We start from the raw sequence: 22,097 nt of genomic DNA, 5'->3' as shown, positions 1-22,097 counted from the left end.
TCCGTACTCAGAACCTCTCCGGCTTGACGAGGGCGAGGACGAGATAGACCAGCAGGGCGACGGCCACGATCAGACCGACGATGTTCTCGGCAGTCACAGCTTTGCCACCCCCTTGGCGATGAAGGCCACCAGCGCGAAGATCGCGATCGTGGTGACGACGAAGGCCACGTCGGCCATCGTGAGCTCCTGAGTGAAGAACGGATTCTCGGACTGGATGAGCAAAGCGCTTTTCGGCCACGTCAAGGCCGCCGTTAACGCGTCCCTGACGACCGGCACCGCGCTCTTTACGCATCCTCTACGTGGCCGGGCCCTGAGCTGGGACATCACCTCCGCCCGGCGGGCCGTCGGGCCCTTGACGGGGCCCGACGGCGGCGGGGTCAGCGGAACTCGGAGAGGCGCGGTCGCAGGCCCAGAACGGTCAGCGCGGCGGCGGCGAGCAGGGCCAGGCCGGCCCAGGGCAGGGTGGTGGCGAGGGCGCCCCGGCCGTCCGAGGCGGCCTGGGCGAAGGCGGTGCGGTTGATGCCGGTGACGTCGTCGAGGGCCGCCATCCACTCGCCGAAGTGGGCGTTGGACTCCCCCGGGTCCCAGCTGATGCAGAAGGCCACCGCTTCGGCCTCGTGGCCGGCGGCGACGAGGGAGCGGATGGTGCGGTCGTCGCGCTGGTAGACGAGGTACGCGTCGACGGTCCGCTCGGCGGCGGCGCGCTCGCCGGCGAAGGTGATGTTGTCCAGCTCACGGCGGAACTCGCCGGTGAACCGTTTGTCCGCGGGGTCCTGGCCGTAAGCCTGCCAGGTCTCGGTGAGCACGGGCTCGTACCCGCCGACGGTGCTGACGCCCTCGACGCCGTAAAGGCTCTGCGACTTCGCCAGGAAGGCCGCCTCGTGGACCGCGCGGTTCTCCTTGTCCAGGAGGTAGCGGCTCTCGTCGGCGTTGGCGTCGTACGCGATGGCGCGGGCGCGCGAGAGGGCGACGACGGAGTCGAAGGCGTCCCGGCGGGCGACCCTCAGCTCCTCGGAGGTCGTGGTGAGCGCCTGGGCGCCGAGGACGAGCGCGGTCAGGACGCAGACGGTGGCGCCGACGATGCCCGGGTTGAGGACCCGGTGGAAGCGTCGGGCCAGGTACCACTGGAGCGCGACGAGTACGGTGAGCAGCGCGACGCCCACGCCCAGTAACAGCGCGGTGTCCGTCCGCAGGTCCTCGCGTTCGGCGCCGTAGGCGTCCTCGAACTGCGTGTTGTTGGCGTCGACGAGGTCGCGGGACTCGGGCAGCAGCCGCTCGGTCAGCAGGCCGTAGGCGGTGCGGTAGTCGTCGACGGCGGCCGCCTTGCCGCCGGCGCGGGTGTCGTTCTCCAGGGCGCGCCCGACAAACTCCTGGTAGCGGGCGAAGTCCTGGGTGAGCAGCTCGACGGTCCGCTGGGCCCGCTCGTCGCCTTCCGCCGCGACGGCGAGGGTGCGCAGCTCCTTGCTGACGGACTCGCGTGCCTCGTCGTAGAGCTGCAGCGCCTTGTCGTAGGACTCGGTCAGCCGGCCCTTCCCTGCGTCACCGTTGGACAGCAGGATGTTGACGGCCTGGGCGTCCATGTCGTTGAGCGCGAGGTTCAGATCGGCGGCGCTGACCGTGCGCGGGGCGTGCCGGCCGGCGACGGCGTCCCAGGTGCCGGCGGCGGAGAGGCCCGCGGCGAGGAGGATCCCGGCGCAGGCGGCCGTGAGCAGCAGGACGGCCCCGCGCAGCAGGCGCACCCGGGCGGGCAGGTTGTCGACGTAGCGGCGGCGCAGGGCGCGCAGGCGCCGCGCGACCCGGTCCGCGGCCCGGTCGAGGAGCCGGGCGGGCGGGGCGCCGGGGTCTCCGGGTACGCCGGTGGGGCCGTCCGGACCGCGGCCCCCTCGTGGCCGCGGACCTGGACGGCCCGCCGGTCGTCCGGCTGTCCCTGTCGGTGCGGTGGCGGTCCGGGCCGTCGAGTCCGGACCTTGCGTGATACCTGTCGTGGTAGCCACGCACCCTCCCACCTCACATGATCGGACAGCCGTCCGATCCCCCGTGCCGACGAGTCTGCGTCCCCTCCTGGCGCGGAATGACCTTCCTTGACGGCCTCCTGACGGTCCGTCGGCCCGCCTTGACGTGCCCTTGTCGCGGCTGCGGAGCGGCCGTCAGAGCACCGTCAATTCCGGTGCCCGAACGCGTACGCAGCGTTGCCGTGCGACTAGATTCCCGTCTCGGTCGCTCACCGACCGGGACGTCAGTGGCCTGACCGTCTCCGGCTCGCGAGGGCACGCGCCACCCGACCCCATCCGGTGGCCCGTGCCCTCACGGAGCGACCGACGCCGCACGTCCGCGGCCGTGACCATGGGAGCCGGGGTGACCCCGCGCCGCCCAGGCCGTGGGCGACGGCGCTCCCTGCCGTCTTCCCCCGGGCGTCCGCCGCGCGGGCTGCTCCGGGGCCCATCAGAAGGTCCTCCCGCGATGCATCCCGCGTCCCCGCACGCGCCTTCGGCACCGTCCGCCCCCTCGGCCCCGCCTCGCAACCCGGTCCCTCGGCCGGGGCGGCGGCGCTCGGCGGGGAGCGGGCTGCTCGACCCCGTCATGCTGATCAAGTGCTTCCCCGAGGCGGTGCGCAAGCTGCACCCCCGGGCCCTGGTGCGCAACCCGGTGCTCTTCGTGGTCGGCGCCGGATCGGTCCTGACCACCCTCTCCGCGCTCTTCGACCCCTCGGTCTTCACCTGGGTCATCAGCGTCTGGCTCTGGCTGACGGTGATCTTCGCGAACCTCGCCGAGGCGGTGGCGGAGGGACGGGGGAAGGCGCAGGCCGAGTCGCTCCGCAAGGCGCGCACGGACACCGTGGCGCTGCGGCTGCGGCACTGGCGGTACGGGGAGGACCTCGACCGGACCGAGACGGAGGCCGTCGCCGCGAGCGACCTGAAGCTCTTCGACTTCGTCCTCGTCGAGGCCGGCGAGATGATCCCGGCCGACGGCGAGGTGGTCGACGGGGTCGCCGCCGTCGACGAGTCGGCCGTCACCGGTGAGTCCGCCCCGGTGATCCGGGAGTCCGGCGGCGACCGGTCCGGCGTGACCGGCGGCACCACGGTGCTCTCGGACCGGATCCTGGTCCGGGTCACCTCCCGCCCCGGCCACTCCTTCATGGACCGGATGATCGCCCTGGTCGAAGGTGCCTCGCGGCAGAAGACCCCGAACGAGATCGCGCTCAACATCCTGCTCGCCGCGCTGACCATGGTCTTCATCCTGGTCGTCGTGGCCCTGCGGCCGATGGCCGCGTACGCCGAGGCCGCCCCGTCCACGACCGTCCTCGTGGCGCTGCTCGTGACGCTGATCCCGACGACGATCGGGGCGCTGCTCTCCGCGATCGGCATCGCCGGCATGGACCGGCTCGTGCAGCGCAACGTCATCGCCATGTCCGGCCGCGCGGTCGAGGCGGCCGGTGACGTCAACACGCTGCTCCTCGACAAGACGGGGACGATCACGCTCGGGAACCGGGAGGCCGCCGCCTTCGTACCGCTGCCCGGGGTCGAGGAGGCGAAGCTCGCGGACGCCGCCCAGCTGTCGTCGCTCGCCGACGAGACGCCCGAGGGGCGGTCGGTGGTGATCCTCGCCAAGGAGCGGTACGGGCTGCGGGCGCCGGCCGAGGGCGAGCTCGCGAACGCCCGCTTCGTGGACTTCAGCGCGCAGACCCGGATGAGCGGCATCGACCTGCGCTGGGACAACGGCGCCGCGTGCCACATCCGCAAGGGCGCGGCCGCGCAGGTGATCGCCTGGGTGGAGATGTACGGCGGCAGGGTGCCGGACGAGGCGCGCACCTGGAGCGACGCGATCGCGGACGCGGGCGGCACGCCCCTGCTGGTGGCCGTGCACGACTGGGACGGGCCGCGGGTCCTGGGGATCGTCCACCTCAAGGACGTCGTCAAGGACGGGATCAGGGAGCGGTTCGCCGAGCTGCGGCGCATGGGCATCCGTACGGTCATGATCACCGGCGACAATCCGCTGACCGCGCGCGCCATCGCGCAGGAGGCCGGCGTCGACGACTATCTCGCGGAGGCCACCCCCGAGGACAAGCTCGCCCTCATCAAGAAGGAGCAGGAGGGCGGCAAGCTCGTGGCGATGACCGGCGACGGTACGAACGACGCTCCGGCCCTCGCGCAGGCGGATGTCGGCGTGGCCATGAACACCGGTACCTCGGCCGCCAAGGAGGCCGGGAACATGGTGGACCTGGACTCCAACCCGACGAAGCTCATCGAGATCGTCGAGATCGGCAAGCAGCTCCTCATCACCCGAGGCGCGTTGACGACCTTCTCCATCACCAACGACGTGGCCAAGTACTTCGCGATCATTCCCGCGATGTTCGCCGGCGCGTACCCGGGCCTGGAGGCGCTGAACATCATGGGGCTGCACAGCCCCACCTCGGCGATCACCTCGGCCATCATCTTCAACGCCCTCATCATCGTGGCGCTGATCCCGCTCGCCCTGCGGGGCGTCCGTTACCGCCCCTCCTCCGCCCACGACCTGCTGAAGCGCAACCTCACCGTGTACGGCCTCGGCGGCCTCGTCCTGCCCTTCCTGGGCATCAAGGTCATCGATCTCCTGGTCTCCACCATCCCCGGCCTGGGGTGAACTTCCGTCAGGAGGGCGTCAGGGAAACGGGGTCGTGCTTGCCCCCGGACTCCGGCGCGGGTTCGATGGACACCATGAACAGCGCATGGCTCCTGCTCGACCGGCCGCCTCATCAGGCGCCCCGTCGTGAGCCCCGCTGTCCGCAGACCGCAGCCTTCGGCTGTCCGGAGACCGCAGCCTTCCGCTGACCGTCTCCACATCTGCCTCGGGGCGTCGTGACTTCACAGTCCGGCGCCCCTTCTTCGTACCCGAACACTCTTCACCCTTGAGGGACTGAGACCAGTCATGTCCGTTTCCGACCTTTCCTCCCGCACCGTTCTGGTGACCGGTGCCACTTCCGGCATCGGTTACCAGACCGCGCGGCTGCTCGCCGAGCGCGGTGCGACCGTGCTCGTCCACGGCCGCACGGCCGAGGAGGCCCACGCCGCCACCGACCGGCTCGTCACGCTGGCCAACGTCGACGGGTCCCGACTGTGCGCGTTCTCCGCGGACTTCACGCGGCTGGAGGAGGTGGAACAGCTCGCCGCCCGCGTGCTGGCCGAGCACCCGCACCTCGACGTCCTGGTCAACAACGCCGGCATGGCGGCCCCCGAGCGGCACACCGTGACCCCCGACGGCAACGAGATCGCGTTCCAGGTCAACTTCCTGGCGCACTACCTGCTCACGCACCTGCTCGAGCCGGCCCTGACGACCGACCCGGGCGGCCGGGTCGTGAACGTCTCCTCCTCGCTGCACCGCACGGGCTCCATCCAGTGGAACGACCCCAACCGCACCCGTCGTTACTCCCGCCTGGCCGCGTACGCGCAGTCCCAGCTGGCGCTGACGGTCTTCGCGGCCGACGCGCGCGTCACCGCCGTCTCCGTCCACCCGGGCATCTGCACCACCAGCCTGCTGCCGCTCTACGCCCACGAAGGCGTGTCCCCGGCCGAGGGCGCCGCGCACGTCGTGCGGCTCTGCGACCCGGCCGTCGAAATCGTCAACGGCGCCTACTACGACCGCGAGCACCGCGTCGAGCCCGCTGCGGGCGCGTCCGAGGAGCGCACGGTCAAGCGCCTCAACAAGCTCGCCGACCTGCTCGTCGGCCAGCCCGCCTGACGACTCCAGGACCAGCTTCACCCCCCGTACCACCGAAAGGAACACCCTCCATGTCCAAGCGCGCCCGCAAGAAGAAGGCACGCCGCAAGAAGAAGGCGAACCACGGCTCCAGGGCCGGTCAGCGCTGAAGTGCCAGGGGGCGGCCCGTCCATTACACGGGCCGCCCCCGTCCCGTCCCCAGGTCCCGTTCCCGAAGGAGGTCTCCGTGTTCCCGCACCCGTCCCACCAGCCCCCCGCCCCCGCCCGGGCGTTCCCCACCGGTGCCCCCGGGACGGCCGCGCTCGCGGAGCACGTCCTCGCCACCGGCCACGGCCGCTGGTGGACCGACCGCGCCGAGCGACCGCGCGCGGTCGCCGTCTCCTGCGGGGACCACGCCCTCCTGGCGGGCGACCCGACGGCCCTGACACCGGCCGACCTCGCTCCGCTCGCCGACCACTACGTCGAGGCCGCGGACCGCTTCCTGCCGCTGCTCGGCGGCGCGTTCGACCGCGTCACGCCCTGGGAGCGGATGCTCTACATCCACCGCGTGCCCGTCGCCGCCTCCCCGGTGCCGCGCGGGGTGCGGGTGCGCCGGCTCTCCGCCGACGACGCCCCGGCCCTCGCCGCGCTCGACACCTCCATGGCCTGGATCCACGACACCTGGGACGGCCCTGCCGGGCTCGCCTCCTCCGGTCTTGCCTGGGCCGCGTTCCACAAGGGCCGTATCGTCACCGTGGCGTGCACGCGCTTCCTGGGCAGCCGCTACGAGGACCTGGCCTGCGCGACCGCGCCAGACGCGCGCCGCGAGGGGCTGGCCCTCGCGTGCGTCACCCGGCTCGTCGCCGATGTGGCGGAGCGCGGCCGCACCGCGAGCTGGTGCTGCTCCCGCGACAACCGCCCGAGCCGGCTGCTGGCCTGGACGGCCGGATTCCGGCTCGACCACGAGTACGTCCACCATGTCGCGGGCTCCGCGGGGCGCGTGCCGCAGATCGCCGCGGCGGCCTGACGCACGCGCCGGCGGTCACACCGGTGTCGCGGTCCTGCCGTCCTCGGCGAGGGCCGCGGCCGCCTGGGCCGCGAGGTCGAGGGCGACCAGACGGGACTCCAGCGACGGCGGTACGGAGCCGGGTGCGGGCCTCATCATGAAGCGACCCTGGTAGCGGCCGTGGGCGACGGCGCGCAGTTCGATCTCGCCCTCCGGCCAGCCCTGCCGGTCCAGGTCCCAGATCCAGCCCTGCACCTTCACCGATCCGTCCGGGTCGAGCCGCGGCGGGCGTCCGATCAGTGAGCCCTGCTCGAAGCGGCAGGCGCCCAGGTCCAGTACGTCGGTCAGTTCGGCGCGCACCCGGCGGACGATGTCGTCGGAGGAGGTGCTGAAGCGGGCGAGCCGTGTCGTGCCGTGCAGCCGCTCCAGGTGGGTGGCGTCGGTGACGGCGATCCGCTTCAGGGTCCTGGCGCGCGCCGCGAGTTGCGAGACGACGAGGCCGACGACCAGGAGCAGGACCGAGGTCTCGATGTCGGACCGGTCCTCGATGTGGAAGCTCTGGTAGGGCGCGGTGAGGAAGAAGTCGAACCAGGCGGCGGCCGACAGGGCCCCGATCGCACCGGCGATCCGGTTGCCGAGGGCCGCCACGGCGACGACCACGACGACGAGCAGCAGCGCCAGGTTGGTGTGCGTGACGCTGTCGCGCAGCGGCACCAGGACGAGCGCCGCGGCGAAGGGAGCGAGGACTCCGGCGGCCACGGCCGCGGTGTCCCGGAGCGGAACGGCCATCGTGCACCTCCGTACGCGCGGCTCCGTACACGTCAAGCCTCCGCCCGGTGCCGCGTACGCGGCACCGGGCGGAGGGGTCCTTGACGGATTTCTTACGGCGGACCTGGGCGGGCCCGCCGGGTCAGCAGCGGAACCGGAGCCGGCAGATCACCGCGTCGGTGTCGCGCCGGACGGCGTGGGCGACGACCGCGCCCCGCTGGTTCTGCAGGAGCCGCTGCCACAGGTGCGCGGGCTCGGCCTCCGGGATGAGGACCGTGACGCGGGTGTCCGGTTCGGCCTTCGCGAGCTCGCGGACGTACGCGGTGATGGGGCGGCCCAGCGAGCGGCGCTCGGAGGGCAGGCGGACGAGGTCGACGCCCGGGTTCCACAGCGCCCAGTCGCGCTCCAGGGCCTCGGTCGCGGCGCGGTCCTCCGGCTCCGGGTGGCAGACGGTCACGGCACGGACCTCGTCGCCGAGGGAGACGGCGGCGGTGAGGGCCTCGCTGGTGAGCCGGGTCAGGGAGGAGACCGGGACGAGGACCAGCGAACGCTCGCGGTGCGGGGGCTCGGGGATCCGGCCGACGCCGAGGCGCTCACCGATCTTGCCGTAGGCGCGGTGCACGGTCTCGAAGAGGACGACGAGCAGCGGCAGCGCGATCACGATCAGCCAGGCGCCGTCGTGGAACTTGGTCGCCGTGACGACGACGGCGGAGACACCGGTCAGCAGGGCGCCGAGGCCGTTCAGGAAGGCCTTGCCCGCCCAGCCGGCACCGCGTTCGCGGCTCCAGTGCAGCACCATGCCGGTCTGGGCGATCGTGAAGCCGACGAAGACGCCGATCGCGAAGAGCGGGACGAGGGTGTTGGTGTCGCCGCCGGAGAAGACGAGCAGGGCGGCGGAGACGACCGAGAGCCAGACGACACCGTGGCGGTGGACCTGGCGGTCCGCCTTCAGGCCGAAGACGTGCGGCAGGTAGTTGTCGCGGGCGAGCAGCTTCAGCAGGACGGGCAGGCCGCCGAAGGAGGTGTTCGCGGAGAGCGCGAGCAGGATCATGGTGGCGAACTGGACGACGTAGAAGGCCCAGTTGTGGCCGAGGGACGCGTCGGCGAGCTGCGCGAGGACGGTGACGCCCTCGACCGGCTGGAGACCGAAGCGGGAGATCAGCACCGAGAGGCCGATCAGCATGACGCCGAGGAGGACACCGAGGGCGACCTCCGCGCGCATCGCCCGCTTGGCGGCGGGGGCGCGGAAGGACGGTACGGCGTTGGCGATCGCCTCGACACCGGTGAGCGCGGAGCAACCGGAGGCGAAGGCCTTCAGGAGCAGCAGCGCGCCGACGGTGGTGGCGTTGTCGGCGAGGACGGAGGCGTGGCCCGCGGAGGCGGCCGTGGAGACGGGCGCGTCACGGAAGAGGCCGACGACGATCAGGACGAGGATCGCGCCGATGAAGACGGCGGTCGGCGCGATGAAGGCGCGGGCCGAGTCGACGATTCCGCGCAGGTTGACCGCGGTGATCAGGACGAGGACGACCAGGCAGATCCACAGCCGGTCGCCGTAGAGCTCGGGGAAGGCCGAGGTCAGGGCCGCGACACCGGCGGTGACCGCGACGGCGACGTTGAGGACGTAGTCCAGGACGAGCGAGCCGGCGGCGACGAGGCTGGTGCGCCGGCCGAGGTGGGTCTTGGCCACCGCGTAGGAGCCGCCGCCGTCCGGGAAGGCCCGGATGACCTGTCGGTAGGAGGCGACGAGCACGGCCAGCAGGCCCGCGATGGCGAGCGTGACCGGGAGGGTGAAGCCGAGGCCGTGGGCGCCGGCCGCCGCGAGGACGAGGACGATCGCCTCGGGTCCGTAGGCCACCGATGCCATCGCGTCGAGCGAGAGCGCGGCGAGTCCGGTGACGGCGGTCAGCCGGTGGCGGGCGCCGGTATCGGGGGGTTCCTCGGCGCTGGGGGCGGCACCGGGCTCGGTGGTCAGGACGGCCATCTTGCTCTTCCCTTTCGTGGCAGGTCCGCTCAGGTTCGGCCCCCGGGCGGGCGCGTTCAGGCCACCCTTGCGCCCTCTTGACGCACTCCTGGCCGGTCCGTACGCGTTCTTGACGACGCCGGTCGTCAACGCGCCGTCAGCGCGCTGTCAGCGGCGCCGGACATCGTGGGGCGGGTCCGTCGGGAACGCCGGGGAGCGGAAGGAAGGGGATGGACGATGTCGTACGCCGTCCGGGCGGAGGGCCTGGTCAGGAGGTACGGAGACACGGTCGCGCTGGACGGGTTCGACCTTGCGGTGCGGCCCGGCGAGGTGGTGGCGTTGCTCGGCCCGCAGGGAGCGGGCAGGACCACGGCCCTGCGCGTCCTGGCCGCCCTCGACCGGCCGGACGCGGGCCGCGCGACCGTCTGCGGCCACGACGTCGTACGGGAGGGGGCGCGGGTCCGCGAACTGATCTGGGGCATGGAGTGGCCGGCGGGCGGTCGGGAGGCCGGCCACCTGCTCGGAAGCCCCCGGGTCCTGCTCCTGGACGAGCCGGACGCCGGGCTGCTGTGGAACGTCGTCCGGCATCGGGCGGCGGAGGGGACCGCCGTCCTGTTCACGACCCGGCACCCGGCCGAGGCGGACGGGCTCGCCGACCGGGTTGCCGTCCTGGACGGCGGCCGGGTCGTCGCGGAAGGGCCCCCGGAGGAGCTCAAGCGGAGGCTCGGCGAACCGTCGCTGCGGGTGCGCCCGAGCCTGGCCGGGGACGGGGACGCGGTGCGGCGGATCCTGACCGAGCTGACCGGCACCGTCCCGTCGCACGACCGGCACACCGGCCTCTTCTCCGCACCGGCCGCCGATCCGATGCTCCTGTCCGCCCTCGTACGCCGTCTGGAGCGCGCGGGCATCGGCACCGAGGAGGTGGGCCTTCGCCGGCCGGACCTGGAGGAGGTCGTGACCGCTCTGACGGCCGGGACAGGCCCCGTCAGGCCCCGGTACCCGGCGGTGCCGCGCACTCGGTGAGCAGGGCCAGTGCCTCCTGGCGGGGCATGGTGACGCCGCGCTGGAACGCCTCGCGGTAGGCGTTCTCGCCGAGTTGGGCCGTCAGGCGTTCGGCCAGGGCCCGCATCTGCGGGTCGCCGTGGTCGAACGCGCCGCGGACGACACGGGACATCCCCTGGCCCACCGCCGCGCCGACCGGGTCCCCCTCCAGGGCGAGCAGCAGGGCGCGCTGTTCCACCACCCAGGTGAGGCCGTTGCTGTCGCCCCGGGCGACATAGCCGCGCACGGCGCGGGGCAGCAGGGCGCGCGCCTCCTCGGCCGCACCTCGCACGATCAGGTTGGCCATCCTGCCGGCGGCGATGATGTCCCGGCTCGTCTCCTCGGGGTACGGGAGCCGGTGCACGAGACCCTCCAGCTGGTCCAGGGCCGCCTCGGCGTGGTCCAGGTCGCCGGCCACCCGATGTGCGTTACCGAGCGCGATCAGGAGGCCTGCCTCCGCACGCCGGTGACCTCGCTCCCTGGCCTGGCGCCGGGCCGAGTGGATGTCGCGCAGGGCTCCTTCGTGGTCCCCCGAGCGTGAACGCTCCAGGGAGAGACGGTACTTGCTCCACATGAGGTGCTCCTCCGTTCCCAGTTCGGAGCTGATCGCCACGGCCCGTTCGAAGGCGGCGATCGCAGGACCGAACTCGGCCTTCAGCGAGTGGTCCCGGCCGAGCGGGAGCAGGCACATCACCAGGCCCCAACGGTCGCCCACCTCCTCGAAGCCTCGGAGCGCCTCGCCGCGTGCGTGGGCTCCCGAGTCGAGGTCGCCCTGCTCGGTGAGGACGAAGTCGTGGGCCCAGTGGGCGCTGGCCCGCACCCAGGGGTCCGGCGACTTCAGGGACTGCCGCAGCCCCCGTTCCCGCTCGCTGTCGCCGGCCAGTTGCGACATCCGCAGCAGCGGCAGCGCCGGGTGGAAGCCGAGCACCTCGGCGCGGTCGACGTCGGTCTTCTCCAGGAAGGGGTCGTCGGCGTCCGGAGGGCCGGCCGCGCTCCGGACGAGCCCGAAGGCCGTCCGCGTCTCCTCGGGGAGCGCGTCGCCGAGGTTCAGGACCTCCCCGAGGAAGGTCTCGAACTGGGTGGTCATGCCCCTGATCCCCCAGTACCAGAACAGCGCCCTGACGAAGCGGGCGGCGCGGGCCGCGTCCCGGGTGTCGAGGACCGCGCGGAGCGCGGCGACCATGTTGTCGTGCTCAGCGTCGAAGCCGGCGATCGCGCGGAGCTGTTCGCGGGTACGGAGGAGGGGTTCGAGCTCCTCGGCCAGGGCCAGGAAGTGGTCGGCGAACGGCAGGCCGACGTCGTCCCCGTCCGCGACGAGCCGGTCGGCGGCGAAGGCCCGTACGGTCTCCAGCATCCGGTACCGGGGCTCGTCCTCGCCCGAGCAGGTCACCAGGGACTTCTCGACCAGGGTGTCGAGGACGTACGCCACGTCCTCGGCGGGCAGGGTCTCGTCGGCGCAGACCCCCTCAAGGGCGGCGACCGTGGCACCGCCCGGGAAGACCGACAGCCGCCGGGCCAGGGTCCGTTCGGGCTCGTCGAGGAGGTCCCAGCTCCATTCGACCAGGGCGAGGAGCGTGCGCTGCCGGGGCAGCGCGGTGCGGCTGCCCGAGGTGAGGAGGCGGAAGCGGTCGTCGAGGCGGCGCGCGATCCGGTCCACGTTCATGGAGCGCAGTTTGGCGGCGGCCAGTTCGAGGGCGAGCGGCATCCCGTCGAGGCGGCGGCAGATCTCCACCACGGGGCCCACGGTGGTGGCGTCGAGGACGAAGTCGGGGCGGACGCCGACGGCCCGGTCCACGAAGAGCCGGACGGCGGTCGCGTCGGCGGACTCGGTGAGCTCGTCGGCGGTCGCGGGGAGGTCGAGCGGGCCGAGCGGGCAGAGCACCTCGCCGGTGATGGCGAGGGCCTCGCGGCTGGTGGCGAGGATCCTCAACCTCGGGAGCCGGTCGAGGAGTTCCTCGGCCAGTTCGGCGGCGGCCTCGACGACGTGCTCGCAGTTGTCCAGGACAAGGACGGCCTCGCCGCCCTCGAAGAGTTCGGCGAGGCGGTCGACGGGGGTGAGGCGCGCGCCCTGCCCACTGTCGTAGACGCGGCCGTCCTTGGAGCTGAGCGCGCCGAGGACCGCGTCGGCCAGCTGGTCCCCGGGGCCGATGCTCGCCAGCGGCGCGAACCAGACCCGGCCGCGGTCGTGGGCCCGGTGCCGGGCCGCGGCCTCCAGGGAGAGCCGGGTCTTCCCCGCTCCACCGAAGCCGACGACGGTGACGAGCCGGGACGAGTCCAGCAGACCGGCGACCCGATCCAGTTCCCCCTCACGACCGACGAAGCTCGTCAGCCGGGCCGGGAGGCGGCTCGCCACCGACTCCGCACGGGTGGGGGTCGTCAACTCGCCCCGGAGGAGGGCGAGATGGATCTCCTGGAGCTCGGGCGACGGGTCGACGCCCAGTTCGTCGGCGAGGCGACCGCGTATCTGCTCGTACACCGCGAGCGCGTCGGACTGGCGCCCGGCGGCGGAGAGCGCCTTCATCCGCAGCCCGGCGACACGTTCACTCAACGGGCGTTCCATGCCCGCCGTTTCGAGGTCGGCGAGGACCTCGGCGTACCGGCCGAGGCGGAGTTCGGCATCGAAGCGGTCCTCGGCGGCGGTGGCGCGCAGGTCGTCGAGGCGGGTGGCGGCGGCGCGGGCGAAGGGGGCGTCCAGGACGTCCGCGAGCGCGGGGCCCCGCCACAGCCCGAGGGCCGTACCGAGCAGCGACGCGGCCTCGTCCACGTGCCCGGCCGCCAGTTCGCGCCTGCCGCGCGCGGCCAGCTCCTCGAAGCGGTGGGCGTCCACGTCCTCGTCCCGTACCGACAGGCGGTAGCCGCCGGCCACGGACTCCAGGGTGGCCGCGCCCCGCAGGGCCTTGCGGAGCCGGGAGACCAGGGCCTGGAGGGCGTTCTGCGCCTCGGCCGGGGAGTCGGCCCCCCACAGGCCGTCGACGAGTGCGTCGACGGAGACGGGCCTGCCGCCCTCCAGCGCGAGCCGGGCCAGCAGCATGCGCAGCCGTACGCCCCCGATGTCGACGGCCGGACCGTCCTCGACCGAACCGTCGTCGGCCGTGGCCCCGACCGGCCCGAGCAGCGCGATTCTCACGACGGCAACCTCCCCCATGGTGCGGCGAATCGCGCCATCCTATCGATTCGATCACCCGTGCTCTCGTAGGAGACCTCGCACGACGTACGGTGTGGGCGGGGGAGTTGGCGGCGCGCGCGACGAAAGAGGGAGCGAGGGAACGATGGTTCCGGGAACGGTGCAGCAGCTGACCATTCTGCTGATCCTGGTGCTGCCCGGAGTCTTCTACCAGGCCGTAAGGGAACATCTGCGCGGCGCGGTCGCGGCGGAGCAGGAACCGCAGAACCGGATCGTGCGCGCCATCGCGGCGGGCGCGCTGCTCGACGCCGTGTACGCGGTGGCCGCCGGGCCCTGGCTGGTGCGACTGCTCGGCGGGCAGGGCGAGGGGCCGGTCGCCGGGGTGCTCGCGCACCCCAGGGAGGCGGGGAGCGCGGCCCTCCTCCTCGTGGTCCTGGTGCCCGCGGGGATCGCCTGGGCGGAGGCCGCCCTGGACCGCAGGCGCAGGCGGGCCCGGTACGAGCCGACGCCGACGGCCTGGGACGCGCTCTTCCGTGACCGGGGTTCGTGCTTCGTCCGGGCCCGGCTCAAGAACGGCCTGTGGGTGGGTGGTTGGCTGGGGTCGAGGTCGGCGGTCTCGGCCTATCCGCAGCCGGGCGACCTCTATCTGCAGGCCCAGTACCGGATGGGTCCCGACGGCCGGTTCCTCGGGAAGGTTCCGGACACCGGCGGGGTGTACCTGCGCGCCGCCGACATCGACGTACTGGAAGTGCTGCAGCGGCCGACGGCGCCGGCCGTCCCCATGGCCCGGGCGCACGCGGAGGAAGGATCCGGTCATGACACAGCATCACAGGGCCAGTGAGGACGAGGAGTTGGAGGAGCTGCTCACGGAGTTCTCCGGGCGCAGAACCTACCGGCCGTCCGACGACGCGGCGGAGCCGGACGACGTCCCCCAGGCACCGTCCGGTACGGCGATGGGCGAGGACGCGCCGTCCGACTGAACACGTCGCGGAGGACGAGCCCCGCCCCGTCACGGACCGGTGTGGATGTGCGCGGCCCACAGGTGCGGGGCGCCCGCGAGACGGCGGCGCAGCTCCCTGACCGGGCGGTGCAGGGCCGTCGCCGGATCGATCGGGCGGCCCCGCGCGAGGTCGTCCACGAGGCTCGCGTACAACTCCTCCGTCAGCCGGGTCGCCACCTTGTCGGCGACGGGCCACAGCGTGCCGATCACATGCGGGTACCCGGCCAGTTGGAACGACGAGGCCAGGTGGACCGACTCGTCGGGGAGGGTGAATCCGCCCTGGGAGGTCGAGCAGGCCGACAATACGGCGAGGACGGCCTCGCGGGGGCGCTGTTCGGCGGCGTCGCGGACCGTGAGCCGCCCGTCGTGGAGGATCAGCCCGCTCTCCGACGGCGTGTTCGGGTCGCTCACGCCGTGGCAGCTGAAGTGGACCCACGGGTGGGCCGGCAGGGCGTCGCGGACGGCCGCCACGGTGGCGGCCCCGCCCGCGAGTTCGCGGTGCGCGGGGAAGAGCCTCCGGAGCAGTTCCGCCTCCTGGGCGACGCCGGGCAGCGACGGGGCGCCGGGGGTGTCGGCGAGGCTGACGATCAGCGGGGCGGGGAGGGTCGTGGCGGCGCCGACGGGGGCGTTCCGGGCGCGGACCAGGGCGCGCAGGGTCGGGGTGTACGAGGAGACGACCCGGTCGAGGACGGTCTCGCCCGGCCCCGGGTCGGGGCGGCCCGCGGCGTGCAGCGGCAGGAGCGCCAGCCAGCCCGTGGGGCACCACCAGAGCCGGGTCGACGGTCCGTCCTCGCGCGGGGCGGCGAGCGGGCCGAGGCGGTCGAGGCGGTCGAGGACCGGTTCGGCTACGGCGGTCCAGAGCCACTCCAGGGTGTCGGACAGGGTCCGCATCGCGGCGACGGCCCGCCGGGCCCCCTGGTCTCCGTACGCCCGGTCGACGGCCTCGACGAATTCGGTGGCCCGGTTGAGGGACTCCTCGTGGTCGAGGGCGGGCAACGGGACGACCTGGATGCCCTCGGCGGTGACGAGGAGCGCGGCAGAGCCGTGCCGGCTGACGTTGACGACCACGACCGGTCCGCCGGAGGCCGCGCCGAGCAGATCCGCCGCCGTCGGCGCGGCCAGGAAGTCCTCCAGACCGGGCAGTCGGCGGATCCGGTCGAGGAGTTCGTCCCAGGTCCGGGCCAGGGCGTGCCGTGTCTCGGCGAGGAGTCCGGCCTCGTGCCCGGAGTACGAGGGGCCGTACGACGGGTCGTCGGGTGCGCCTGCATGCCGGGGAGCGGCGGGAATCGTCCTGAGGCCGCCGTTCGGATCGGCGCTCAGCGCGTCGCGGACGCGCTCGAACTCGGCGGCCAGGGCAGGGTCCGCCGCACGCAGCCGGGAGAGGTCGCCGCGGGTCTCCACGCCCTGGGCGAGCAGGATGCCGCGCCCCTCTTCGAGGAGGGTGAGCGCGGCCGACGGGTCCCCCGCCCGGAGCGCGAACGCGGCGGCGTCGGAGGCGAGCCCCGTACCGCCGGTCAGGCGTCCCTCCTGGTCGGCGCGGGCGAGACCGCGCGGGGCGAGCTTGGACAGCAGGCCGACGGCGTACGTGTAGCCGGCGAGCGCCTCGGCGTCCTCACCCGCCGCGGCGGCCGCGTCGCCCCAGGTGCGCGCGGCCAGCAGGCGCTGGGAGACCGGGGCGACCGTGCTGTGGGCGGCCTGCCGGGCGCACCGGATCGCCTCGCCGAGATCCGCGGCCCACGCGGCACCGCGGGAGTCCGCGCCGCCGCCCGCGCCCGCGCCCCCACCCGGCCCGTCGGCGAACCGGGCACGGGCCACCTGGAGCCTGGCGAGGATCCACAGGCCTTGGGTGTGGTCGGGGTGGCCTTCGGAGAGCCGGCCGAGTCCCTCCCGTACGGCGCTCAGCCCCCGGTCGAGCAGAGGGCCCAGCGCCGGGTCGGTGGCGCCCTGGGTCATCTCCGCGGTGCCCATGAGGGTGCCGGCCAGGTTGATCAGTGCCATCGCCCGGCGCGGGTGGCGGTCGTCCAGGCCCGCGAGGGCCTCCTCCAGGACGCGCCTCGACTCCACGGCGAGGGGGCGGTCCTGCGCCTCCGGGGAGAACGCGACCCGGTGCAGCAGGATGCCGAGGTTGATGCGCGCGAGGTCCCTGCCGTGCCGCTCGCCGTGCTCCAGGGAGATCGCCTCGCGCAGCAGGTCCGCGGCCTCGTCCGCGTCGGCGCGGTCGCCCGTCTCGCTGTATCGGGTGCTCAGTGCGTGGGCGAGGTTGGAGAGCTGGACGGGGCGGTCGAAGGAGTTCGGCGCCGACTCGTCCACGGCGCGGCGCAGGACGGTCAGGCCCTCGGTGAGCCAGGTGCGGTCGCCGGTGAGGCTGGAACGCCGCACGAGGGCGATGCCGAGGTTCATGAGGACCCCCGAGCGCCCCGCGTGGGAGGCGGGGACGGCGGCGGCCGCCTCGCGCAGGACGCCGAACGCGGTGTCCATGAGGGTGTCGTCGACGGTGTCGCCGGCGAGGGCGAAGAGGGCGTTGCCGTAGTTGGTGAGGAGGACGTGACGGTCGCCGGGTTCCTGGCTGTTCTCGAGCGCGGCGCGGTAGTGGTCCAGGGCCTCCTCGCGCTGGGACGGGTCCAGGCTGCGCTGGTGGAGCTCCAGGAGGACGTTGGCGAGGTTGGACCGGGCGCGCCACACGGAGGCCGGGCGGGTGCCGGCGGTCCTCGGGGCGGGCACCCGTGACGCGGCGACGGCCTGTCGCTGCCAGTGGACGGCCTCTTCGAGGGGCCCGGCGTCGCCGGTGAAGCGGGTGAGCGAGCGCAGGGCGTTGCCGAGGCGGGTGAAGTTGTCGGCCGCGCCCGGCACGGTGGGGCCCGCGTCGCGGACGGCCTCGCGGAGCACCTCGACGGCCTCCTCGAGGAGGGTGACGTCCGAGCGGTGCTGGGCCAGGCGCTGGAGCGCGTCGCCCAGGTTGCCGAGGCGGTGCGCCCGGTAGTGGTCGCGCGGGCCGGTCGCCGCGACCGCCTCCCGATGCGACCGTATCCCTTCGGCCAGCGGCGCCTCGTCGCCGGTGAGCATGCCCAGACCCACCAGCGCGGCGCCGAGGTTGGAGCACGCCACGGCCCTGTCGTGGACCTGGCCCGGCGGTGCGACCGCCACGGCGAGGCGCAGTGTGCGCACGGCCTCGGCGTAGGCTTCGGGGCTGCCGGTCGCCTCGCCGTGCTCCAGGAGGACGCAGCCCAGATCGGACAGGTACTCGGAGCGCCGGGGATCGTCGTCGCGCATCAGGTCGAGCGCCTCGTCGATCAGGGCGAGCCCCTCACGGCGCGCCTCCTCCGCGCGCGCAGCGGCAGGATCGGCGACCGGACCCGCGGTTTCGCCGTAGACCGCGGCGCGGTTCGCCCGTCGTACGAGCAGCTGCCCGAGGGCGTTGCGGGCGGCGGCGCCGACGCCGTCGTTCCCGACCGTCAGCGCGACGCACTCCCGGTACGTGCGCTCCGCCTCCGCCGCGTGCGCCTCGGCCCGCTCGCCGACGCCGTCGTCCGACGCGTCGAGGACCCGTGCCAGTTTGAGCAGCGCCCTGGCCCGCCCGGCGTCGTGCACCGGACTCTCGGCGGCGACGCGGCGCAGCAGGGCGAGCGCTTCGGCCAGCGCCTCGGGCGCGTCCCCGACGGCGCCCGCCCGCAGCCGCAGCAGGTCGGCGAAGTCCAGGGCCCGGCCCGCGTACTTGCCGTCGTGCGGCGGGGTGCCGTCCAGCGCGCTGCGGGCGTGCCCGAGCGCGGAGTCCAGCTCTTCGAGGACGCCGGTCTCGACGTACCGGGTGCGCAGGACCTCGGACAGGACGTACTCGGCGTAGGCGTGCGCCGGGTGTCCTGGCGGGGCGGTCGCCAGGGCGTCGCGGGCCGCGCGGTGGGCGTCGTCGAGGGCGGCGGGGTTCCTGGCCGTACGGCCGTTGAGGGCGAACGCGAGGTTCGAGAGGTAGAGGGAGGCCTCGACCGGGTTGCCTGCCGAGGCGGCCGCACGCCGGATGGTGTCGATGCCGTCGTCGTAGAGCCCGGTGCGGTCCTGCGGCCCCGTGGCCCGCTCCGGGGCGAGGGAGAGCCCGATCGACGCCATGCCCAGATCGGCGAGATGGGCCGCGGGCGGCGGCTGCCCCGGGGGCTCGGCGGCGATCGACCGGCGCAGGAAGTCGACGGCATCGATGAGGAGGGCAGGCTGGTCGAGCCGCGGCGCGGCGCTGAGTAGCGCCGAGCCGAGGAGGCCGAGGTGCAGGGCGTGGTACGGATCTCCCGGCATGCTCACGTCCAGCGTCCGGCGCAGGGTCTCGACGCTCTCGCGCGTCACCTCCGGATCGGAGTGCGCCTCCGCCACATGCCTCAGGACGAGGCCCAGGTTGCCCTGCCTGCGGGCCTGTTCGGCCCGTTCCGGGGAGGGGGCGGCCACGGAGGCACGGCTCTGGTGCACGGCCTCGTCGAGGAGCTCGGGGCCGCCGCCGTCCCGGAATCCGTAGAGGAGGACCAGACCGAGGTCGGAGAGGAACGTGCCTTGTTCGGCGCTTCCCTCGGGGACGCCCGCGACGGCGTGGCGCAGCAGGGCGGCCGAGGCGGGCAGCAGGGCGGGGTTGCGGTGCCGGGTGTACAGCAGGAGGATCCCGGCGCCCACGTCGTACGCGCTCCCGGGGTCGGCGTCCGCTCCGGCGGGCTCACCCGCGAGGAGCGCGAGCAGCGGGCTCAGCAACGGCGGCACGTGCGCGGGCGAGACCCGGTGGACGTCGAGGAAGCAGAGGACGGCCGAGCCGAGGACGGCGTGGTCCGTCGCGCCGCCCGCGAGGAAGCGGCCCCATTCGTAGTAGCCGATCGCGTTGACGGCGGCCAGCAGGACGCTGCCGTCCGGCAGCAGGCCGGCGCCGCGTACCGCCTCGGCGTCCGCCGCGGCCTCCTCGGTGAGGAACCAGGCGAGCGCCTCGGGGTCCTCCTCCGCCCGCTGGATGTGGTCCAGGATGCGCCGCGCTGTCTCCTCGACGTCCATCGGCCCCGCGCCCCGCTCCCCCGTCGGCTCCACCATCGTGCCCGGCCGAGGTCAACGTAGCTCAGTGGTACGGGTGTTGACCAAGGCGCTCCGCCCGCACCGAAACCTCCCGGCCACCCGCCCCGTGAAAACCGGACGGACGCCGGGAACCGGAGGGGCGTCGCGGCCGACTACCCGGGCGGACTCCACGAGCATGGCGGGAAGGCGGGGAATGGGCGGACTTGACGTTCACATGCGGGGGGTCGCCTGCCGCCATGGCCGGGTCGACGCCGTCACGGGCGTGGACCTGGAGATCGCGGCCGGCGAGCGGGTCGCGCTGACCGGCACCAACGGGTCGGGGAAGACCACCCTGCTGCGGGCCGTCCTGGGGCTGCACCGGCCGGTGAGCGGCTCGATCCTGGTGGGCGGGCGGGGCACCGACTCCGCCGCCGAGGCGGCCTGGCGGCGCCGGGCCTGCGCCTGGATCCCGCAGAAGCCCGCCGCCGGCCGGTTCCCGCTGCTCGCGAACGAGCTCCTCGCGAGCGGCGGCGCGCCGGCGGAGGCCGCCGAGGCCGCCGCCCGGCTCGGGGTCGCACAGCTCGCGGAGCGGCCCGTGCACACGCTCTCCGGGGGGCAGTTGCAGCGCGTGTACCTCGCGCGGGCGATGGGGTGCGTGGCCGCAGGGGCACAGGTGTTGCTCGCGGACGAGCCGACCGCCGCCCTCGACTTCGAGGGCCAGGAGGAGGCGGCCGACACGCTGACGGCCCTGCCGGTCACCCTGATCGTCGTGACGCACGACCGGGCGCTCGCCGAACGGTGCGACCGGGTCCTGGAGATGGCCGCCGGACGACTGCGGGAGGTCCGGTGAACCTCGCCGCCGACCTGGGGGAACTGCTCCAACTGCTGCCGGTGCAACGGGCCGGGTTCGCGTTGCTGCTCGCGGCGGTCGGGCTGCCGGTGGTCGGGGTGGTGATCGTCGGGCTCGACATCATGCCGGTGCGCTTCGCGATGATGCACGTGGCGCTGCTCGGCATCGCCGTGGGCCTGCTGACCGGTCTCGACCCGATGGTGTGCGCGCTGGTCGCGTGCGCCCTCGCGGGCGCCGGGGTCGCGCCCCTGGCCCGTACCCCCGACGGACTGTCCGGGGCGATGGGGCTGTTGATGAGCCTGGCCATCGCCGCCGCCCTGCTCGTCCTCGCCGTGTCGGGCGTCAACGCCTCCGGGGCGTTCGCCCTGTTGTGGGGGTCGATCCTGTCCGTCGGGACGGCCGACATCGTCGTGCTGGGTCTGCTCGCGGTGCTCGTACCGGGCCTCTTCTGGTGGAAGCGGCGGGATCTGGCCCTCCTGCTGTACGACCGTGAACTCGCGCTCTGCTCCGGCGTGCCCGTGCGCGCCCTGACGCTCGTCCTGCTCGTCCTGGTCGCGGTGGCCGTCGCCGGGGCGATCAAGCTGACCGGTGCGCTGCTCGTGGACGCCCTGACCCTGCTGCCCGCGCTGGCCGCCCGACGGCTCGGCACCTCCCTGAAGTCGATCACCCTCTGGGCGATCGCCATCGGCGTCGCCGTCAACCTGACCGGCTTCCTCATCGCCCTCTGGCTGGACTGGCCCCCCGGGCCCGTCCTCGTCCTGACGGCGGGGGCCGTCGTCCTCGCCGTCCATCTCATCCCCGAACGGAGAACCCGCTCATGGCGCGCACCCGCGTCCGCATCCGCATCGCTTCCCTCCTCCCCGTCCTCGCACTGAGCGCGGCCTCCGTTCTGCTGACCGGCTGCGGCGCCGACTCGGGCCCCGAGCCCGACGCGGGCCGCGGCGAGGCGCGCCCGGGCGACGGGAAGCCGGTCGTGGTCGTGACCACGACCTGGGAGGGGGCCTTCGCCAAGGCGGCGGGCGCCGAGGACATCACGGTGATCGTGCCGCCGTCCACCCACCACGCGCCCGACTACGACCCCAAGCCCTCCGACCTCGCCGCCGTCGCCAAGGCCGACTTCGTGCTGTACGCGCCCTTCGAGCCGTACGCCGCGAAGATCAAGGAGGCTGCGGGCTCCAAGGCCGAGCTGGTCGAGGTCGGTCTCGACAACGACGCCGACAAGGTGAAGGCCGAAGTCGACCGTCTGGGCAAGCTGTTCGGCACGGAGCAGGCGGCGACGACCTGGAAGACCGGGTTCGACACCGAATACAAGAAGCTGTCCGGGGAGCTGAAGGCCGCCTGGCCGGGCGGGAAGAGCCCGAACGTCGTCGCGCAGGTCTTCACCGCCTGGTCGGCCAAGCTGGCGGGTGCCACGACGGTCGGCACGTACGGCCCCGAGGCCGTCACGCCCGCGCAGCTCGCGGACCTCTCCAAGAAGAAGCCCGCGTTGGTCCTCGACAACGCGCACATGTCGACGGGGACGGTGCTGCCCGACTCCGGCGCCACGCAGGTGAAGATCGTCAACTACCCGGGCGAGGACCTCGATCTGCTGGCCGTGTACCGGACGGCGGCGGCCGAGCTGAAGAAGGCGATGGGCGCCACGTCCTGAGCCGGACGGTCGTAGGG

Annotated in this window: 16 protein-coding genes; 9 read left to right on the top strand and 7 right to left on the bottom strand. The window is 73.8% G+C overall.

All coding sequences use genetic code 11. From position 1 onward, the window contains the following. Positions 1-7: 7 nt before the first annotated feature. The 3 genes from kdpF to AB0F56_RS17755 all read right to left on the bottom strand — a co-directional run bounded on the left by kdpF (position 8) and on the right by AB0F56_RS17755 (position 1,994). On the bottom strand, positions 8-97 hold the full coding sequence (kdpF, locus tag AB0F56_RS17765; RefSeq protein WP_329853613.1) for a K(+)-transporting ATPase subunit F: 90 nt from the start codon (positions 95-97) through the stop codon (positions 8-10). Then, complete coding sequence (locus AB0F56_RS17760; RefSeq protein ID WP_362010141.1) at positions 94-276, bottom strand: hypothetical protein; 183 nt, start codon at positions 274-276, stop codon at positions 94-96. The genes kdpF and AB0F56_RS17760 overlap by 4 nt, the downstream gene beginning before the upstream one ends. A gap of 101 nt (positions 277-377) precedes the next feature. Beyond that, complete coding sequence (locus AB0F56_RS17755; protein WP_362010138.1) at positions 378-1,994, bottom strand: hypothetical protein; 1,617 nt, start codon at positions 1,992-1,994, stop codon at positions 378-380. Positions 1,995-2,460: 466 nt separating this feature from the next. Here AB0F56_RS17755 and kdpB point away from each other — a divergent pair, with 466 nt between their 5' ends. The 3 genes from kdpB to AB0F56_RS17740 all read left to right on the top strand — a co-directional run bounded on the left by kdpB (position 2,461) and on the right by AB0F56_RS17740 (position 6,700). Beyond that, positions 2,461-4,620, top strand: a complete 2,160-nt coding sequence (gene kdpB / locus AB0F56_RS17750; protein ID WP_362010135.1) for a potassium-transporting ATPase subunit KdpB — start codon at positions 2,461-2,463, stop codon at positions 4,618-4,620. A gap of 285 nt (positions 4,621-4,905) precedes the next feature. Next, positions 4,906-5,715 (top strand): SDR family NAD(P)-dependent oxidoreductase, encoded by an 810-nt coding sequence (locus AB0F56_RS17745; RefSeq protein WP_362010132.1) that lies wholly within the window; start codon positions 4,906-4,908, stop codon positions 5,713-5,715. Between the two features lie 205 nt (positions 5,716-5,920). Further along, positions 5,921-6,700 carry a GNAT family N-acetyltransferase gene (locus AB0F56_RS17740; RefSeq protein ID WP_362010129.1) on the top strand — a complete coding sequence of 260 codons (780 nt, stop codon included), beginning with the start codon at positions 5,921-5,923 and terminating at the stop codon, positions 6,698-6,700. A gap of 15 nt (positions 6,701-6,715) precedes the next feature. On the opposite strand, the gene AB0F56_RS17735 is transcribed toward AB0F56_RS17740, so the two are convergent. Both AB0F56_RS17735 and AB0F56_RS17730 read right to left on the bottom strand, forming a co-directional pair. Continuing rightward, positions 6,716-7,468, bottom strand: a complete 753-nt coding sequence (locus AB0F56_RS17735; RefSeq protein ID WP_362010126.1) for a DUF4118 domain-containing protein — start codon at positions 7,466-7,468, stop codon at positions 6,716-6,718. A 121-nt stretch (positions 7,469-7,589) separates the two neighbouring features. Beyond that, positions 7,590-9,428: an APC family permease gene (locus tag AB0F56_RS17730; protein ID WP_362010123.1), complete on the bottom strand. Its 1,839-nt coding sequence runs from the start codon at positions 9,426-9,428 to the stop codon at positions 7,590-7,592. 216 nt (positions 9,429-9,644) lie between these two features. Here AB0F56_RS17730 and AB0F56_RS17725 point away from each other — a divergent pair, with 216 nt between their 5' ends. Next, complete coding sequence (locus AB0F56_RS17725) at positions 9,645-10,430, top strand: ABC transporter ATP-binding protein (protein ID WP_362010120.1); 786 nt, start codon at positions 9,645-9,647, stop codon at positions 10,428-10,430. Here AB0F56_RS17725 and AB0F56_RS17720 read toward each other — a convergent pair. Beyond that, positions 10,393-13,575 carry a BTAD domain-containing putative transcriptional regulator gene (locus tag AB0F56_RS17720; RefSeq protein ID WP_362010117.1) on the bottom strand — a complete coding sequence of 1,061 codons (3,183 nt, stop codon included), beginning with the start codon at positions 13,573-13,575 and terminating at the stop codon, positions 10,393-10,395. The genes AB0F56_RS17725 and AB0F56_RS17720 overlap by 38 nt on opposite strands. Before the next feature lie 142 nt (positions 13,576-13,717). Here AB0F56_RS17720 and AB0F56_RS17715 point away from each other — a divergent pair, with 142 nt between their 5' ends. Both AB0F56_RS17715 and AB0F56_RS17710 read left to right on the top strand, forming a co-directional pair. Next, positions 13,718-14,413: a DUF6338 family protein gene (locus AB0F56_RS17715; RefSeq protein WP_362010115.1), complete on the top strand. Its 696-nt coding sequence runs from the start codon at positions 13,718-13,720 to the stop codon at positions 14,411-14,413. Further along, positions 14,388-14,552, top strand: a complete 165-nt coding sequence (locus AB0F56_RS17710) for a hypothetical protein (RefSeq protein WP_362010112.1) — start codon at positions 14,388-14,390, stop codon at positions 14,550-14,552. The genes AB0F56_RS17715 and AB0F56_RS17710 overlap by 26 nt, the downstream gene beginning before the upstream one ends. A 29-nt stretch (positions 14,553-14,581) precedes the next feature. On the opposite strand, the gene AB0F56_RS17705 is transcribed toward AB0F56_RS17710, so the two are convergent. Then, complete coding sequence (locus tag AB0F56_RS17705; protein ID WP_362010109.1) at positions 14,582-19,621, bottom strand: CHAT domain-containing protein; 5,040 nt, start codon at positions 19,619-19,621, stop codon at positions 14,582-14,584. A gap of 175 nt (positions 19,622-19,796) precedes the next feature. Between AB0F56_RS17705 and AB0F56_RS17700 the strand changes: the two genes are divergently transcribed. From AB0F56_RS17700 to AB0F56_RS17690, 3 genes are read left to right on the top strand one after another with little or no spacing between them, the layout of a single operon-like run. Next, positions 19,797-20,432: an ATP-binding cassette domain-containing protein gene (locus tag AB0F56_RS17700; RefSeq protein WP_362010106.1), complete on the top strand. Its 636-nt coding sequence runs from the start codon at positions 19,797-19,799 to the stop codon at positions 20,430-20,432. After that, positions 20,429-21,307 (top strand): metal ABC transporter permease, encoded by an 879-nt coding sequence (locus tag AB0F56_RS17695; RefSeq protein ID WP_362010103.1) that lies wholly within the window; start codon positions 20,429-20,431, stop codon positions 21,305-21,307. The genes AB0F56_RS17700 and AB0F56_RS17695 overlap by 4 nt, the downstream gene beginning before the upstream one ends. Beyond that, the gene (locus AB0F56_RS17690) at positions 21,250-22,080 is read left to right on the top strand and encodes a zinc ABC transporter substrate-binding protein (RefSeq protein WP_362010100.1); all 831 of its coding nucleotides are present in this window, start codon (positions 21,250-21,252) and stop codon (positions 22,078-22,080) included. The genes AB0F56_RS17695 and AB0F56_RS17690 overlap by 58 nt, the downstream gene beginning before the upstream one ends. Positions 22,081-22,097: the final 17 nt, after the last annotated feature.

It is taken from the genome of Streptomyces sp. NPDC026092, from assembly GCF_040638605.1.
Lineage (GTDB): Bacteria > Actinomycetota > Actinomycetes > Streptomycetales > Streptomycetaceae > Streptomyces.
Note: the sequence above shows the minus strand (reverse complement) of the source record. Positions and strands in the feature narration are given on the sequence as shown.